The organism is Terrisphaera buseokensis (assembly GCF_047521145.2).
GTDB lineage: Bacteria > Verrucomicrobiota > Verrucomicrobiia > Opitutales > Opitutaceae > ER46.
The window spans coordinates 1,842,375-1,859,660 of sequence record NZ_CM134186.1 but is presented as its reverse complement, the minus strand read 5'-3'; the positions used below and the strand labels follow the sequence as shown (position 1 = coordinate 1,859,660).

15 protein-coding genes are annotated in these 17,286 nt (G+C 67.6%); 10 read left to right on the top strand and 5 right to left on the bottom strand.

Features of this window, described 5'->3' with window-relative positions; translation table 11 throughout:
• Positions 1-11 precede the first annotated feature (11 nt).
• The 5 genes from ACLJEU_RS06735 to ACLJEU_RS06715 form a co-directional block, all read right to left on the bottom strand.
• Positions 12-1,343 carry an efflux RND transporter periplasmic adaptor subunit gene (locus ACLJEU_RS06735; RefSeq protein WP_414663730.1) on the bottom strand — a complete coding sequence of 444 codons (1,332 nt, stop codon included), beginning with the start codon at positions 1,341-1,343 and terminating at the stop codon, positions 12-14.
• Between the two features lie 6 nt (positions 1,344-1,349).
• Entirely contained in the window at positions 1,350-1,781 is a 432-nt protein-coding gene (locus ACLJEU_RS06730; RefSeq protein WP_414663729.1) for a hypothetical protein, read from the bottom strand.
• 7 nt (positions 1,782-1,788) lie between these two features.
• On the bottom strand, positions 1,789-3,000 hold the full coding sequence (locus tag ACLJEU_RS06725) for a TolC family protein (RefSeq protein ID WP_414663728.1): 1,212 nt from the start codon (positions 2,998-3,000) through the stop codon (positions 1,789-1,791).
• Between the two features lie 256 nt (positions 3,001-3,256).
• Positions 3,257-4,213 (bottom strand): response regulator transcription factor, encoded by a 957-nt coding sequence (locus ACLJEU_RS06720; RefSeq protein WP_414663727.1) that lies wholly within the window; start codon positions 4,211-4,213, stop codon positions 3,257-3,259.
• A 152-nt stretch (positions 4,214-4,365) separates the two neighbouring features.
• The gene (locus ACLJEU_RS06715) at positions 4,366-8,193 is read right to left on the bottom strand and encodes an ATP-binding protein (protein ID WP_414663726.1); all 3,828 of its coding nucleotides are present in this window, start codon (positions 8,191-8,193) and stop codon (positions 4,366-4,368) included.
• 119 nt (positions 8,194-8,312) lie between these two features.
• On the opposite strand from ACLJEU_RS06715, the gene ACLJEU_RS06710 reads away from it, so the two are divergent.
• From ACLJEU_RS06710 to sctD, 10 genes are all read left to right on the top strand, one after another.
• Positions 8,313-9,056, top strand: a complete 744-nt coding sequence (locus tag ACLJEU_RS06710) for a LuxR C-terminal-related transcriptional regulator (protein ID WP_414663725.1) — start codon at positions 8,313-8,315, stop codon at positions 9,054-9,056.
• Positions 9,057-9,190: 134 nt separating this feature from the next.
• Complete coding sequence (gene sctW / locus ACLJEU_RS06705) at positions 9,191-10,063, top strand: type III secretion system gatekeeper subunit SctW (protein WP_414663724.1); 873 nt, start codon at positions 9,191-9,193, stop codon at positions 10,061-10,063.
• Positions 10,064-10,066: 3 nt separating this feature from the next.
• Positions 10,067-10,369 carry a TyeA family type III secretion system gatekeeper subunit gene (locus tag ACLJEU_RS06700; RefSeq protein WP_414663723.1) on the top strand — a complete coding sequence of 101 codons (303 nt, stop codon included), beginning with the start codon at positions 10,067-10,069 and terminating at the stop codon, positions 10,367-10,369.
• Positions 10,366-10,746 (top strand): type III secretion system chaperone family protein, encoded by a 381-nt coding sequence (locus ACLJEU_RS06695; protein ID WP_414663722.1) that lies wholly within the window; start codon positions 10,366-10,368, stop codon positions 10,744-10,746. The genes ACLJEU_RS06700 and ACLJEU_RS06695 overlap by 4 nt, the downstream gene beginning before the upstream one ends.
• Entirely contained in the window at positions 10,743-11,141 is a 399-nt protein-coding gene (sctX, locus tag ACLJEU_RS06690; protein ID WP_414663721.1) for a type III secretion apparatus assembly protein SctX, read from the top strand. Before ACLJEU_RS06695 ends, sctX begins: the two co-directional genes overlap by 4 nt.
• Complete coding sequence (gene sctY, locus ACLJEU_RS06685) at positions 11,138-11,488, top strand: type III secretion apparatus assembly chaperone SctY (protein WP_414663720.1); 351 nt, start codon at positions 11,138-11,140, stop codon at positions 11,486-11,488. Before sctX ends, sctY begins: the two co-directional genes overlap by 4 nt.
• Positions 11,485-13,575 carry a type III secretion system export apparatus subunit SctV gene (gene sctV, locus ACLJEU_RS06680; RefSeq protein WP_414663719.1) on the top strand — a complete coding sequence of 697 codons (2,091 nt, stop codon included), beginning with the start codon at positions 11,485-11,487 and terminating at the stop codon, positions 13,573-13,575. Before sctY ends, sctV begins: the two co-directional genes overlap by 4 nt.
• Positions 13,576-13,579: 4 nt before the next feature.
• Positions 13,580-14,023, top strand: coding sequence for a CesT family type III secretion system chaperone (locus tag ACLJEU_RS06675; protein WP_414663718.1), 444 nt, complete (start codon positions 13,580-13,582; stop codon positions 14,021-14,023).
• Positions 14,020-15,897, top strand: coding sequence for a type III secretion system outer membrane ring subunit SctC (sctC, locus tag ACLJEU_RS06670; protein WP_414663717.1), 1,878 nt, complete (start codon positions 14,020-14,022; stop codon positions 15,895-15,897). The genes ACLJEU_RS06675 and sctC overlap by 4 nt, the downstream gene beginning before the upstream one ends.
• Before the next feature lie 12 nt (positions 15,898-15,909).
• A complete protein-coding gene (gene sctD, locus ACLJEU_RS06665; protein ID WP_414663716.1) occupies positions 15,910-17,265 on the top strand; it encodes a type III secretion system inner membrane ring subunit SctD in 1,356 nt (451 codons plus the stop codon).
• Positions 17,266-17,286 lie beyond the last annotated feature (21 nt).

The following is a 17,286-nucleotide window of genomic DNA, read 5'->3' as shown; positions in this document are numbered from 1 at the left end:
ATACGGCGGGATCAGTGCTGGTGCGCGGGTGCCGGCGCGACCGCGCCGTTGGGGAAGAGCAGACTCGGTGTGCCGGCGAGCTGCGCCTGGCTGTCGATCAGAAACACGCCCTGGGCCGCAACCTCGTCCCCCGGTTTCAACCCGGCGCGCACGACGAAGCGATCATTGCCGGACTCATCCTCGATCCGCGGTCCCAGCGCGACCGGCGCGAGCTCGAAGCGGATGCGTCCGTCGGCCTGCCGCCCGGCCACGCGCCACGCGACGTTGCGCACGCCGGTCGAAAGGATGGCCGACTTCGGCACGAGCACGAACTTGCCCCAGGTGTCCGGCTTGGTCGCATCGGCGACGTCGAGCTCGGCGGTCAGCGCCGTTTCAAAACGCGCGTTCACGAGGCTCCCCGGGAGCAAGCGCCCTTTGGGATCACGCAGGTGGATGTGCACTTCGCGGGCCCGAATCTCGAGATTGAGTTCGGGTGCGACCCACGAAATGGCGGCAGCGATGTCCGACAGTTCACCGCGATCGTCCGAGGCGAGACGCACCGGTTGATCGACCCGCAGCCAGTGGGCCCGCGTTTCCGGCACATGCACGACGAGCATGTAAGCGGACGGCTCGACGAGCCGGAGCAACGGCGCGTCGGCCATGACTTCCTGCCCGACCTGCGGCAGACGCGCGCTCATGGCCTCGGTCTCGCCTTCAAGGGCGAGGACCACGCGACCGGCAAACGGACTCGTGATCGTCACGGTGTCGACGGGCGCGCCGCCCTCGATGATGGCCTTCGCGACGGCGGCCAGATTCCAGCGGCCAAAGCGATCGCGCAACGCGCCGATGGTCGGTTGGTCGCCGAGTTTGACGGCCGCGGCGAGTTCGCCCTGCGCGGCGAACACCTCGGGACTGTAGAGATCGACGATGGGATCGCCGGCGTTCACCAGCGTGCCCATGTGGCGGGCGGCAGGATGACGCTTCACGATCCGTCCGCTGACCCGCGGAATCACCACCTGCAGCGTGCGGTCGTCATAGCGCACGGCGCCATAAGCGCGGATCAGGGCGCGCGCAGGACCTTCGGTCACCGTGACCAACTCGACATCCATCCGCCGCTGTTGCTCACGCGTGAGTTCACCCGCCGTGACCTTCGTCATCTTCATGCCGCACACCGGACAGTTGCCCGGACGATTGCCGATGAAATCCATCATCGGACACGCCCACCGTTCCCCGCCCGCCGACTCGGCGCCGTGATCGTGCGCGGAGGATGCGACGAACAGCGTGCGTTCCGGCAGCAGCGCGATGACGCCGGCGCCGACCACCAGTCCGGCGATGGCCACGAGAAATGCAGGGGGAGCGCGCATGACGGCTTAGTTTTTCAGGACTTCGCCCTTGAGATACAGCGGACCGTAGCGATCCGGATCGGCCTTGAATTTCGGCGCGCACATCTTGCAGCCGAACCCGATCGTCTTCCCCTGATACTCGGCCGTCGGGAGACTCGGATCGACCTTCATGCCACAGATCGCGCAGACGGCGTTCACGGGCGTCTTGTCCGCGACGGCGGTCGCAGCAGCGGGGGCGTCGTGCGCGTGAGCTGCGGCCGGCGCGGTCATTTTCACGGCTGAGGTCTTTCCATCGGCCGGCGCCGCCGCTGGCCTCGCGTTGGTCGAAACGGCCGCCGAAGTTTCGGCTGCGCCGGATTCGTGGCCGGCGTGCGGTTGGTACATCGCGGCCCGCGCCACGAGCGCGATGAGTGCGCCGGCGACGAAGGTACCGAGGAAGATAAAGAGGGAGCGGGTCATGGGACGTTCAGCGGTTGGAATTGAGAAAACGCTCGGCGGGCAGGTAGCGCCACAACTCGGCGCGGGCGGTGCGCACCGCGAGGTCGGCCTGGATGATCTGAAATTCGGTTTCGGTGGCTTTCTCGAGCAACTCGACGGTCTGCAGGACGGTCGATTCGCCCGCGCTGGCGACGCCGGCGCTGCGAATCATGGCGTCGTATTCGGCGTTGAGCCGGCCGAGGGTTTCGGCGCTGAGCCGACGCGACGTGGCGGCGAGCCGCTCCGCGCGTTCGACGCGCGTCACCGCCGCGGTGATACGGTGGCGGGCCGCGGTCGCCTCGGACTGGGCCGCAATACGTTCCGCCTCCGCCGCGCGGATATCGGAGCGGGCATAGCGCCGGCTGCGGAAGGGAATCTCGGACATGAACGCGACGCCGATCGTATCCTCATCACCCATACCAGTCCGCTCGCGTTCCAGCCTGAGGCCGACAGAGGTCATCGGGTTGGCCGAGGCGCGGGCCATTTTCACCATGGCATCGGCCTCGACGCCCTTGGCGGCGGCGAGGCGCAGCACCGCGGCATCCGTCACGTCGACGTCGGCCGCCACGGGTGCGGCGAACTCCGGCAGCGGGGATTCGGGCGTGAGCCCGAGCCGGCCGCGCGCATCGGACAAGGCGTCGGCGGCCATCTTTCTTTCCTGCTCAATCATCAGCTGCATGGAGGCAACGCGCGTCTGCACTGTCAGCCGGTCGGCAATCTTGCCCGTGGCGCCGGCGGCGAGCCGGACTTCGACGCTGCGCAGGACGGAATCCATCCGACCGAGTTGAATCTGCAGCAGCCGAACCCGGGCCTCTGCGCTCCAGGCTTCAGCGAGCGCCATGGCCGTATCGGCGGCCATTTCACCTGCCATCAAAGCGTAGTCGGCGTCGGCCATCGCCACACCGGCGCGGGCGCGATCCCGATCGGCGGCGCGCTCGCCGCGCTTCGGCAGCGGCTGGCGGACGTTGAGCTCATACATCGTGCTGCGCGTCCCCATCGGGCCGTTCATGCGCGACGTCATGCCCTCCACTTCCGGATTGGCCAGGCGGCCTGACGCGTCGACGCGCTCGCGGGCGGCCAGCGCCCGCCGCGACGCGGCGGTCAGCGCCGGAGCCTCGGTGACGACGCGCAACAACGCGCTCAACTCCGGCGACGGAGCCGTGGTCTGCCCGGGACCCGCGGCCGGGAGGATCAGCGACAAGAGAAGGAAGAGCGGGTTTCGATTGAAGCGCATCGGACGAGAAGACGGAGTCGCGCGGCCGTTCTTACACCCCGCAGCTTCCGCCCCGCACTGCGGCCCGGGCGACGAAGGAGGAGTGAGAGGGAAGTTCACGGCAGTGGTTCAAGAGCTATAACCCCCAGCGGGCTAAAACCCTTGAACTACTTTGCGCCCGCTCGTTTCGCCACGTTCTCGCGCGAGCCCAAGCGCCCCGGAAATACGACCGCACGCTCCCGCATCAACTCGCGCGGCCGAGATGTTCGAGCGCGATGCGGACCGCGGCGGTGCGGTTTTCCACGCCAAGTTTCTCCAGGACACTCTGCGCGTGCTTGCGTATGGTGTTGTGGGATACGCCGACGATCACCGCGATCTCCGGCGCGCCCTTGCCCTCGACGAACCAGTACAGCACCTCGGCTTCGCGCGGAGTCAGGCCCAGCGCCAACAGTCGTTCCAATTTCGGCTGCCACGTCAGATCCTCGAGCAGGAGCACGAAACTCTCCGCGGTGCCCGGTTCCGCAAACAACCGCGCGCGCAGCTCAGGCAGCACTTCCGGCGGACGCGATCCGCCACGGTTGACCCAGGCGAGCAGCGGCCCGGGAAGGCGCTCGGGGGCCGTGTCAGGGAAGAAGCGGGCCAGCAACTGCGACGCCGGCCGCGAATGAAAAACGATCTGCCCTTCGCGGGTCGCCACGAGCACGGCGCGATCCAGGGACTGGTGCAGCTGCCGCTCCGCCTCGAGGCGCAACGTGATCTCCTCCTGAAGTTCGGCGTTCTTGCGGGCGAGTTCACGGCGCAGCGCCGCGAGCTGCAGGTGGGCGGTCACCCGGGCGAGCACTTCCTGCGGATGAAAGGGCTTGGTGAGGTAGTCGACCCCGCCGGCCTCGAAGCCGCGGACCTTTTCGGCCACGTCGCTCAACGCGGTGACGAAGATCACCGGCACGTCCCGCCACTGCGCGTCCGCCTTGATCCGGCGGCACGTCTCAAATCCGCTCAGGCCCGGCAGCATCACATCGAGCAGGATCAACTCCGGTTTGACGAGCGGCAGCTGCTTCAACGCCCGCTCGCCGCTCTCGGCCACGCGGATCTCGTGGCCGGCACCCCGCAGCGTATCGATCAAGAGATCGAGATTCTCCGGCACATCGTCCACCAGCAGCACGGTGGCCGCGCGGACCGTCGAGAAGGAATCGGAGGTCATGAAGAAAATCGCCGATGCCGCGTGAAGCGTTGAGCACAACCCGGCGCAGGCACGCGCCGATTCAGCAAACGCCGCGCCGCTTCGTTGTGTCCGCCAGAGTTTTCACGCCGTCGAGACGATCCGCCGGGTCGGACGTGTGCCGTGGTCGCCATTCAGGACTCCGCCCGCGCGATCCGTGCCTGGGTTTCGCCCAGCGCGCGACTCAACGCCTCCATCTGGTAACCACCGGCCAGCTTCTGCCACGGCGCGACCAACGCCGCCCACGCCGTGCCGCGTCGCGCCAGTTGCGAGAGCTCCTGCCCGAGTCGCAGGGCGTCGCCGCGCTCCGCGAGATGCAGGAGCCGTTGCAGCAGTCCTGCTTCCCAGCGTACTTCCTCCACGACCGTCGCCGGAGCAGCCGCCGCGGGGGCTTCACCCTGCGTGATCCACTCGATGGCCAGCAGCGATCCGATCACGCCGAGTAGGTGTTCCACCCGAAACGGCTTGGCGAGAAACGCGTCGCAGCCGGCCGCCAGCGCCTCGGCCTGCTGCTCGGGCAGCACGCTCGCGGAGAGGGCGAGCACCTTGCCGCCGACGAGCGTGCCATCGGCCCGCCATTCACGCGCGAGGGTGAAGCCGTCATCGCCGGGCATGCGCAGATCGAGCAGCACGGCATCCGGTGCCTGGCGTTGGATCGCAGCGCGGGCCGCGACGGCGCCATCGGCCTCCGCCACGATGAAACCGAGCGGCCCGAGAATCTCCGCGAGGATGGCGCGGTTGGCGCGTTCGTCGTCGACGATCAGCAACCGACGACGCGGGCCGTGGTAGCCGACAATCAGCGGGGCATCTGCGGCCACCGTATCCTCCACGGGCGGCGCGTGCGGATCGACGCGCAGCGGAATCTCAAACGAAAACCGGCTGCCCGCCCCCACCGCGCTCTCGAGCTCGAGTTGTCCGCCCATCAGCTGCACGAGCCGGAAACTGATCGAGAGACCGAGCCCGGTGCCCTGCTGGGCGAGCGCCGGCGCGGCGGACGATTGATAGAACGCTTCGAACACCTTCGCCTGCTCCGTCGGCGCGATGCCGATGCCGGTATCCTTTACTTCGATGCGCCAGCGACCCGCGTTCGTGGCCTGCAGGCTCCACGCGATGCCGCCCTGATCCGTGAACTTGAAGGCGTTGCCCAGCAGATTCACCACGACCTGCCGCAGCCGGGATTCATCCCCGATGACGCGCGTCGCGAGCGTCGCGGGATCGGGGCCGGTGAACGCGAGCCCCTTCTCAACCGCCCGCACCGCGAACAGCTCGGTGATCGACTGCGCGAAACGGCCGAGGGCGAACGACGTTTCGTTCAGCTCCATGCGACCCGACTCGACCTTCGCCAAGTCCAGCACCTCGTTGATCAAGTTCAGCAGGTGATCCCCGCTGCGCTGGATCGTGTCGAGCGAACGCCGCGCATTCGGTCCCACCTCGGGCGAGCGGCGGAGGATCTGCGCGTAGCCGAGCACGCTGTTGAGCGGCGTCCGCAATTCATGGCTCATGCTTGCGAGGAACGCGCTCTTCGCGCGATTCGCCGCCTCGGCCGCCTCCTTCGCCTGCAGCAGGCTGCGCTGGCTCTCGACGAGTTGACCGGTGCGCGCCGTGACCAGTTGCTGCAGGCGTTCGCGCTCGCGTTCACCGGCGCGGACACGCCAGCGCACGATGCCCCCGATCAACCCCACGACTCCGACGATTCCCGCCACGTACGCCCAGCCGGTCTGCCACCAAGGAGGCAGCACCACGAGCGCAAGCGTCGCCTCGCGGCCCATGCGGCCATCCGCATCGCGGGCGCGCACGCGCAGGGTGTAGCGACCAGCGGACAAGTTGGTGAACTGGCGCGACGCGGTGGAACTCAAAGGCCCCCAGTCCTGGTCGTAGCCTTCGAGGAAATTCTGGAACTGCAGATGCGAGCCGCTGCGAAACGTCGTCGCGGCAAACCGCACCGCGATGTCGGCCTGGCCGTGCGGCCAGATCAGGGTGCGATCCTCCACGCGGGGCTCGAAGGTCCGATCGATCGGACCGAGCACCGTCTTGAATTCGCTCCTGGGTCGAAACGCATCGGCGAGCACCACGCGGACAAGGCCGAACGAGCCGCCGACCCATAACACGTCACGGCCGGCATGGGTCTCCGCGAGGAGACTCTCCACATCACCCACGCTCTGCACGATGATCTGCGGCAGGGCCTCGCGCGCCCCGCCCGCCGTGAATCGCGTGATGGCGGCGCTGCGCCGATCGGAGCCGAAGAACGACCACAGCACGCGGGGATCGCCGCCGTGCAGATTCATGGAGCCTTCGCTGGGTTGTCGATTCGCCACCGGGAACGGGAGGAAACGCCGCGCGCCGGGATCCCAGCGCATCAAGGCCGGACGCGAGGACACGATCACGTCCTCCCCCCAGCGATCGATCCGCATCCAGTTGTGACCTACGGGCAATCCGTCGGACTCGAAAAACACCTCCGGGGGCGCCGCCGGCTGCTGGAGCGGCGCCGCCCAGCGGAACAATCCGCGCGTCATCGTGCTGACCCACAACGACCCGTCGGCGAGTGCGGCCAGCGTGCGCGGCTCCGTGCCGGGCGTGGCAAGCTTCACGCCCAGATTCCAGCGTTGTCCGTCGAAACTCAGGGCCTGGACGGAACCGCCGGCCGTGGACAACCACACGAGATCAGGCCGGGCCGGATGGGCCTGCAGATGATTGCAGTGGAGGTCGGCCAATTTCACGCGACCACCGCCGGGCGGATGCAGGAAGAGGCCATTGCGCGTGCCGACCAGCAGACCGGAGGCATGCGAGTAAAGACTGCTCGTATCCCCTTCGCTGCCCGCCAGCAGTTCAAAGCGGGCCATGGCCGATCCTTCCCCCGGCCGCAGGTGAAACACGCCCTCGGCGGTGGCGACCACCAACCTGCCCTGGTGGCGCACCATCTCGCGCACGGTGCTGCGCCCAAGCCCGTTCAGGCCATCGAAAAACGAGATGCCGGCGAGCGCGTCGACGTGCGCGACGCCGTGGTTCATCGCAAACCAAAGCCCGCCTTCCGCATCGAGTACGACATCGCGCACGATCGGATTGTAGAGGCCGGCAGCGACGTCGATCCGCTGCAGAAAATTTCCCGCGAGATCGAAGAGCACGACACCGTTGCGTTCGGTCATCACCGCGACATGCGCGGCACCGATGCGACGCGTGCGAATGATCCCCTGCTCGCGCAGCCAGCCCGCGCTCGCCTCCGCCCACGGTTTCAACTGCCCGTCCTGCCAGCGAGCCGTGCGACCATTGAGCCAGGTCAGCAGCAGCCCGCCCTCGGGCATGGCGATGACATCACCCAGCCGCGCGGCCCGAATTTCCGGCCGATCCAAAAAAACCTGAATCTCGTCGCCTACGACAACGCGCAGCGGATCGCCGAGGCGATGCAGGTAAAGCCTGTCACCGACGCGGTACGGGTACGTGCCCCACTCACTCGTCAACGGCCAGCTTTGCATCCGTCCGTCACGCCAGCGGAGCAAGCGCTGCGCAAAGGTGAAGTACACGCCGTCAGGCAACACGTGGACGTGACGCGAGTCGCCGAGATCGCGCTCTCCCGCCGGCACCTGGGGGATCAGCGAAACATACGGCCCCCACTCGCCCAGCGGAGTCCGATCGAAGTAGCCGATTTCGTTGGTGCCTCCGACGTAAAGCCGCCCATCCGCCGCAAACGCCAGGCCGCGGATGAACAGTCCCGGCACCGGCAGCACCCGCCACGCCTGACCATCGTACATGAGCACTCCGTCACGATTGCCGATATACACACGTCCGTCCGCATCGGTGAGCCCGACCCAGTTCTGGGCGAACCCCTCATAGTCTCGCATCGTCCAGTTTCGCACCAGCGGCCGGCCCAGCTCCGCATCGAACGGCAGCGGCTGCGCCACCGCGGCACTCACGCCGAGGAAGAGCAGGACGCGCAGCAGCGGTCGGGGCAGGATGCGAACTCGCATGAGATCGCGACCGTAGGTGACAAATCCGCGCGCGAGCAACACCTCCGCGCCAACTACCGCAGTTGCGCCATACCGCGCCTCACCCGTTTAGGGCATGCTGGGCTCGCACCCCGCCCACCATGCTCACCCCAGCCTCATCCTTCGGGATCGCGAAACCCGCGCCAGCCTTCACCCGCCACGCGCTCATCACCGTCAGCATCGTCCACGACAACGCCTCCTATCGGACGTCCCTCGGCCAGGCGCTCGCCCGGTTTCCGGGTGTCGTGGTCTTCGACAAATGCGCCACCGCGCGCGAAGCCACGCAGGCGCTCGCCGAACGCCCGCCGCGGGTCCTGTTTGCCGGCCACAATCTGCCGGACGCCCCGGATTGGGACTTCGTCGAGTCGTTGCCCCGGCTCCGGCTCTCCACCCAGGTCATCGCCGTTTCCACCAGTGAGGCCGTCGCGGACGTCCACACCGCGCTCCGCGCTGGCGCGATGGGCTATCTGCTGCTCAACACGCCGCTCCCCCTCGTGCATCAAGCGCTGCACGACATCACCAGCGGCGGCGCCCCGCTCACGCCGAGCGTGGCGCGCGCCCTCGTCGCGTCGTTCTCCGCCCCAGCCGGAGAGAACGGCCTGCTCGCGGACCTAACCACGCGCGAGAGCGAAGTCCTCGACATGCTGAGCCGCGGCCTGCGCTACCGGCAGATCGCGACCATGATGCGGCTCAGTCCGGATACGGTCCATTCGCACGCGAAGAAGGTGTACCGAAAGCTCGGCGTGCGCTCAAAGACCGAGGCCGCGATGATCTGGATGCGCAGCCTGAGCGACTCCGACGGCCCGCCCAAGCTCATGTCCCTCGGCCTTCCCGCCGTCGCCTGACCGCCGCCCCGCCGCGTAACCGTTCGCCCGATACGCTCCGACGGCCCTGCGCGTCGCGCCTCCCCCAAACAGGTGACAAACCAGGGAACGCGTTTGTCGCCCGCTCCCTGCCCACCCACATCTCCGCCGCTCCCATGGCCTTCGAACCCACCCTTCGCGCCGACGTGCAGGCCTTCTCCTCCAAACAGGGAGTCGGCGCGACGTTCGCAGAGGCCACGCGGCAGGAAGGTTTGTTCGACGGCCAGAAAGTCGCGGTGCTCGACGTCAACTCCCAGGTGGCCGACGCCGCCGAGGAAGTCGGCTCGATGGTGAGCGAAAAAGTAGAGAAGAAACTCTCGGAGCGCAAAGTCGGTTCCAAGGAGGCGATGCGCGCCAGCGCCACCGAACTCGCCGAAAAGTACGTCAACCTGATCGCTGACTCCCAAGGCGGCCGGAAGCTGCACGAGTTCCTCGACGCCCTGAAAAACCGCGGCGAAAACGTCACCGAGGAACAACTCCGGCAGCTCGCCGGCGAACACTTCCAGGATCCATCCGAGCAATACGCCGCGCTCTCCTTCGCGGAGCAGGCCCTGACGGCAGAGGGCGGGCGCGACGCCCTGGTCGACACGGTGCGTGCAGCCAAGGCGCAGTTGATGAAGGATGCCGGCGCCGCCATCCGCTCTGGCATCAACATCGCGGCCGACGTCGTGGCGTTCGCACGGAAGGGACTCGAGAGCACCGAGGCGCTGCGCGATCTCTACCGCTACGCCCTGCTCGGCGGGCAGTCGATTGCTTCCATCTACTCGGCGCTCATGAGCCGCTACGGCCCGACACAATTTTCGCAGTCGCTCGAATTCCTGCTGCGCGCCGCCGCGAGCGACCTCGACGGCAAGACGCTCGGATCGTCGGTCGAGCCGACGCAGCTCAAGGCCTCGATTGACGACATCTACCACGTGCAGTCGCTCGGCAATCTGTACCGCGCACTTGGAGACGTCCTCGACAGCACCCGCCGGCTCTTTCCGACCTGACCCGTGAACCCGGCCCCTCCCCGCTCCGATCGCGCCGCCCCGCCTGCGTTCACCGCCCACGACCTCATGCGCGAAATCCTGCAAATGACCACGCAACGCTGGACCGACGCGGAGGTCTTCGCGCGCCTTACCACCTCGGCGGGTTTCCACGCCATCGGGGCACGGATCTATTTTCTCACGCAGCTCCGGGACCGCGTCCGTCAGCTGCCGTTGAAGCTCTTCGTCACGACCGAGGCGCGCGAGAAGCTGCTCGAGGCCATGCAGACCGCCCTCGATCAGGAAATCGCGCGGGAGGAGGTCGCATGAAGGTGATCGAGGACACGGTCGCGGAGTTCGGCGCCTCGCTCGGGTTGAACGATCTGCAGCTGCGGGAAAACGGCTCGGTCGTGCTCACCCTGCAGTCAATCGGCACCCTCGCGATCGAGGTCGCGGGCGCGACCCAGGACGCCATGATCGTGAGCCTCAGCCGGACGCTCCCGCGGCCGGACGACCGGGACCGCCGCGCCCTGCTCGGCGTATCCCACTACCGGATGCGCTCGTCGCTGCCGGTGCAGGTCGGCGCGCGGGGCGACCAGTTGATCCTCGCCGTCGTGCTGCCGCTGGCGGAATTCACGCTGCTCAAAATCAACCAGGTCATCCGCGAACTCGATCGGCAGCATCAGGCCCTGGAGGCGTCCCGATGAGCCTGGACCTGCCCGAAGCCTTTCAGCCCCGCGTCGGCCTGAGCAGCGTGGCCGCAGCCGTTGATCCGACGACCACCCGGCTCCCCGACGATTCGCGCCTGCAGCCAATCGACGCCGCGATGGAGGCCCAGCTGCGAGCGATGCTGCAGGCCGACACCTTCGACGCGCTGATTCTGGCTGCGGTCCGCCCGCGGGTCTTCGATCGCGCGGTGCTGGCGCCGCATCGCTTTCACGCCCTGCGCGAGGAAATCACCGAGCGACTCGTCGAACTCGAAGGCCAGGCCACGCACGGAGATCAGGTCGCCGAACTGCACGCCGCCGCCAGCCTCCTGCGCGCCCGCAGCCGGGAACACGCGCTGGGCGAAACCCTGCGGTACGCACTGCTCAAAGGATGAACGCCGCCGTCACTTTCTCCGCTCACGAGCGCGACGCCCTCGTCGTCCTCGGCTACCTCCACCTCGAGCAGTCACGTCCGGCCGAGGCCGCGATCCTGCTGCGACCGCTGCTCCGCGCCCGGGCCCACGACGGCGAAGTTCAACGCTGCCTCGCGCTGGCGGAACTCGCTTCCGGCCGCGCCGACGTGGCCGCCCGTCTGGCTGCGCAGGCCTACACGCATGCACCCGCGGCCATCCGCACCGCGATGGGCCTGATCTACGCGAAGGCGCTGTGGCTCACCGGCGACGAAGCCGGCGCGCGCGAGGTGCTATTGAAAGTGCTGGCCCGTCCGGACTCCCACGCATGAAGGCCCACATCATTTCGCTGCAGAACCGGCTGATGGGGCTCAATCGCTTCGCCGACGTGGGGCTGGCCGTCGCGGTGGTCCTGATCCTCTCGTTGATGATCCTGCCGATCCCGCCGCTGCTGCTGGATCTGTTGCTCGCGACCAACCTGTCGCTCTCGATCCTGCTCCTCGTGCTGTCGATGTACGTGCCGAACGTGCTGTCGTTCTCCACGTTTCCCTCGCTGCTCCTGGTCACGACGCTGTTCCGCCTAGGCCTGAACATCACGACGACACGCCTGATCCTGCTCGAGGCGCACGCGGGTGAAATCATCAACACCTTCGGCAATTTCGTCGTTGGTGGAAACTTCGCCGTGGGCGTGGTCGTGTTCCTCATCATCACGATCGTGCAGTTCGTGGTGATCACAAAGGGCGCCGAGCGGGTCGCCGAGGTCGCGGCGCGGTTCACCCTCGACGCCATGCCGGGCAAGCAGATGAGCATCGATGCCGATTTGCGCGCGGGCAACCTGGACCAGGCCGAGGCCAAGCGCCGCCGCTCGGATCTCGAGAAAGAAAGTCAACTTCACGGCGCGATGGACGGCGCGATGAAGTTCGTGAAGGGCGACGCCATCGCCAGCCTGATCATCACGGCAATCAACATCCTCGCTGGCGTGGCAATCGGCGTATTGCAGCGCGGCATGGAAATCCCGAAGGCGCTCTCGACCTACGCCATCCTGACGATCGGCGACGGTCTCGTTTCACAGATTCCCGCGCTGCTGATTTCGATCACCGCCGGCATGATCGTCACCCGCGTCGGCTCCGACGAAGGCTCCACGCTCGGCGGCGACGTCGGTCGCCAGCTGCTTTCGCAACCCAAGGGTCTGTTCATCGCGGGCGGCTTCATGCTGGCCTTCGGCGCGGTCCCGGGCTTTCCCGCGTTTCCATTTTTCACCCTGGGACTCACGGCCCTCGGCGCCGGCTTCACCATCAACCGGAAGAAAAATGCGGTACCGCCGCGCGACTCCCGCAATCTCCCCGCAATGGCGGCGGCGGGCCAGAAGGCGCCGCTGAAACGCCAGGAGACCGGCGGGGAATTTTCGATCACGGTGCCGTTGTTGATCGATGTCTCGGCCGCGAGCGAAGCGGATGTCGACGCGAACGCGATGAACGACGAACTCATCCGCGTGCGCCAGGCGTTGTATCACGATCTGGGCGTGCCGTTCCCGGGCATTCATCTGCGTTTCAACGACAGCCTTGAGGCGGGTCACTACCGGATCCTGCTGCACGAGGTGCCGGTCGCCGAAGGCGTATTCCGGCCTGGCCACGTGCTGGCCCGCGAACAGCCGGAGACGCTCAAGATGCTCAACGTCGCGTTCACCGAGGAGAAACCGTTCCTGCAGAGCCTGCGCCCGCTCTGGGTTTCGGATGATCAAGTCCCCGCGCTGACCAAGGCGCGCGTGCCGTTCCTGAAGCCGACGCCCGTGCTCACGTATCATCTCTCCGTGACGTTGAAGCGCTACGCCGGCGATTTCATCGGGCTGCAGGAAACGAAGTATCTCCTCGAGCAGATGGAGGCCGAGTTCCCCGAGATTGTGCGCGAAGTCCAGCGGGTGCTGCCCGTGCCGAAGATCACCGAAGTGCTGCAGCGGCTCGTGCAGGAGGATGTCTCCATCCGCAATCTCCGCACGATCATGCAGGCCCTGATCGAGTGGGGCCAGAAGGAGAAGGAGGCCGTGCTGCTGACCGAATACGTGCGCTCCACGCTGCGCCGCTACATCAGCTACAAGTTCAGCCGCGGCCAGAACATCCTCGCGGCGTATCTGCTCGAGCCGGACGTCGAGGAAAAGATCCGCAAGGCCATCCGCCAGACCTCCGCCGGATCATACCTCGCGCTCGATCCCGCGAGCGTCAAAAAAATGCTTCAGTCCGTGCGCCGCGAAGTCGGCGGCCTGCGCGACAACGCGCAGCGTCCGGTGCTGCTCACCTCGATGGATGTGCGCCGGTACACGCGGAAACTGGTGGAGCAGGAATTCTACGACCTGCCGGTGCTCTCGCACCAGGAACTCACCGAGGAAATCACCATCCAGCCACTCGGCCGGATTTCAATGTAACCCCATGAAGGAACTCGAATCCGCGCTGTCCGTCCTCTGCGAAGAACTGGGCCTCACGCGCCCCCAGCCGGACGCCCGTGGTCGCTACTTGATACCCGTCGGCGATCTTGAACTGCGTCTCGCCCCCTGGGGCCAGCAGGAGGTCGTCCTTGAGGGCGTCATCGGCTGCATGGGCGAAAACGCCGCCCGTGAATGGGAGAACCAACAGGATCTGCTGCGTCAGATTCTGACGTGGAACATCGCGCGCCTGAAAGGCCAGGCGCGGCCCGAGGTCCTGAGTTTCGACGAGGAGGATCAGATGCTCCTGCTCTGGCGCACGTGGGAATGCGACGACCGGCTACCGGCCCGGCTGCTCGGCGGCGCCGAGGAAATGCTCAACGAACTGGAGTTCTGGCGCGGCAAGATTCTCTCCGTCGCTCCGACCTTCGGCCGGAGCCGCTCGTCATGATCACCTCCGCCACTTCCCTCCGGCGCGCGTTCGGCTTCGCGCTCGCCGTGTTCACCGGCACCGTGCTCCACGCGGATCTGCCGTGGCGGCGCGAGGTCGTCACGGTCAAGGCGGAGCGCCAGCCGGCCGGCCAACTGCTCCGCGCCTTCGCCGCCGAACACGCCCTGCCGCTGCAACTCACCGAGCAGGCGCAGGCACCGGTCTCGGGCGATTTCCAGGGCCTCACGCCGCGCCAGTTTCTCGACGCCGTGTGCGACGCCAGCCAGTTGGTGTGGTTCTGGGACGGCGCGCGGCTGCACATCGACGCCGCAGCGGACGTGCGCAGCCGGCCGTTGAACTTTGACGCCCTCACGTCGGAACGCGCGCTCGCGGCCTTCCAATCGCTCGGCTTCGAGTCCGGCCCGCCCGCACGTCCGACCTCGCTGCGCGGAACGAACACCGTGTTCACGCTCGTCGGCGGGCCGCACTTCATCGAGGTCGCCGAACCGGTGTTGCGCGCGCTCGACACGCAGGAGAAGGCCCGGCGCGCCGAGGCCGAAGCGCAGGCCGCGCGGGACGACGAAGCCGAGCGCATCCGGAAAGCGGAGACGCAGGTCCGCGTGTTCCGTTTGAAATACGCGTCCGCCAGCGACCTCACCGTGCAGGGCGGCTCCGCGCAGAGCGTCGTGCCGGGCGTCGCCCGCGCGTTGCAGAACATCATGGGCACCGCGCCCACCACGCTTTCCACCGGCGGCAAGAGCACCGACCGCAAGCGCGCCCAGACCGGCCTCCGCGGCACCGGCCTCATCGCCGTCGGCCAGACTCCCCCATCCGCGGACAACGCCGCCTCCGCGCGAGCGGGCGAGGCGCGGACCGACGCCCAGGAAAAACACGAGGCGCTCATCCAGGCCGACCCGCGCCTCAACGCAGTCATCGTGCGCGATCTCACGATCCGCATGCCCGAGTACGAAGCGCTGATCGAGCAGCTCGACGTCTCGAGTCCCGTCATCGAAATCTCCGCGGCGGTCGTCGACATCGAGGCCAACAACGGCAAGTCGCTCGGCGTCGAGTTCCTCAGCTTTGGCGACGGCAAGAGCAGTACGAAGACGCGCCTCGGCTTCGAGGCCGATCGCAGCTACAACAACCGCGAGGACGGCAACACCAGCGCGAGCCCCGGCTTCGTCGATGGCACCGATCTGGTCCGCGGCCCCGGCGTGCTGTCGTCGGTCCTCGTCCCGGTCAGCGGCTACCAGCTCCTGACCCGCATCCGCGCGCTCGAGGAAAAAGGCGAGGCGCAGCTCGTGACGAGCCCCTCGGTCATCACCTTGGAAAACGTGGAGGCGAATCTGCGTCAGGAGGAAACGGTCTTCGTGCGCGTAGCGGGCCGCGAGGCCACGGACCTCTTCGACGTGCACGCCGGCGTGCAGTTGCGCGTCACGCCGACCGTGGTGCGCGAGGGCGACCGGATCACGTTCCGGCTCGTCGTGAGCGTGCAGGACGGTTCGTTCAGCGACCTCCTCGTCGACGGCGTGCCGTCCACCCGCGAGAGTGCGATCAACACGCAGGCGATCGTCCCTGCCGATCGCACGCTGCTCATCGGCGGGTATTTCGTCGAACGGCAGAACAACAACGCCCGGCAGGTTCCCGGTCTCGGCAACGTTCCGCTCCTCGGCCGGCTCTTCAAGCGCACCGAGAACAACCGCTCCCGCGCGCAGCGTTACTTCTTCATCACGCCGCGCCTCGTCGACATCCACCAGGAGGCGCGCCTGAACAAACCTGCGGCCACGCCCGAGAAGAGCCCGCTACCCGCCGCGTTGACCCACCCAGATCAGGCGGCCAACCGCGCCCACGAACTCGTCGGCCGCACCTTGCCGCCAGTCGCGACCCACCCTTAATGCCCGCCCGTCATGGCCGACTCCGGTAACTGGATACTCAAGATCATCTCGGGCCCGCACCAGGGCGCGGAAGTGGCGCAGCACCCCGGCCGCCTGGTGGCGGGCACGGACGCCGAGTGCGATCTGGTGTTGCACGATGTCCTCGTGGCGCCCCGGCACTTCGCGCTGACCCTGCAGAATGACGTCATCACCCTCGAGCCGCTCGAGGGCCCGGTATTCTGCAATGGCAAACGCGTGACGGCACCCGCGCCGGTGCCGGCGTTCGGGTTCGTCACCGCCGGCACCACCCATCTGGTGCTCGGTCCCGCGCATGCGCGCTGGCCGTTGATCTCCATCGCGGATGTTCCCGTTCCGGAGAAGGAGCCGCTGCCCGCCGCGGCGGCCGCCACGGACAAAGCGACCGCGTCCAACGCCAGCGAACCCGCCTCCGATCCGAAAGCGCCCAAACCGCCGACGCGCGATCAACGCCGACGCGCACTCTGGACCGCCGGCATCGGCGGCGTGCTGCTCATCGCATGGCTGGTGCTGTGGTTCCTGTGGACGCCGCACTCCGCGATCGTCACCGGTGCCAGCGTGCGCGAACGCGCCGAACGCACCCTGCGCGCCCACCCTGAGGCGGCGGGGGTCCGGCTCGAACAACAGGGCGAACGCTTCGTCGCGACCGGCTTCGTGGCGTCGGATGCGCTGCAGCGCACCCTCTCGAACGCGTTGCGCGACGACGCCCCGGAAGTGACCGTGCGCATCTGGAGCACGCAACGCATGGTCGAGACGGCCCGCTCGGTCCTCGCCGAGCGCGCGCTCGACCTCACCGTCGCCCCGGGCGACGCCGGCGAACTCACCTTCAAGGGCAACGTTCGTTCGCGCGAAGAGTGGGCCCGGGTGCGGCAGCAGATCCTCGCCGAGGTCTCGGGACTGCAGCGGCTCAACGATACGGCGGTCGTGGCGCTGCCGCCGCCCGCGAAAAAACACGTCGCTCCCGCGCCGATCGCCACCGTTCCCGTCGTGACGCCCACGCCCGCTCCTGCGGCCATGCTCGAATCGGCCGAGCCCGTCTCCGTGCTGGCCCTACACGAACTCGGCGGCGGCCAGGGCTGGGTGCGGTTGAGCAATGGCGCGGTCTATTTCCGCGGCGCGCGTCTGCCCGACGGCGCCCGCGTGAGCGCGATTCGCGACGGGAAGGTAGTCGTCGATAGGTCCGGCACGCCGTTCGAGCTCACCGTCGGCGCGGAACTCGCCGCGGCGCCGCGCCCACCCGTTCCCGCCGAAGTGGCGGCCGGCACGACTTCGCTTCCGAGCTCATCGGCGGCGGCGCAAAATCAGATACCCCATTCGGGTGAGAAAACCGCGGGAAATCCGCACCTCAATTGACGCTCCCCGCGCCCGCTTGAA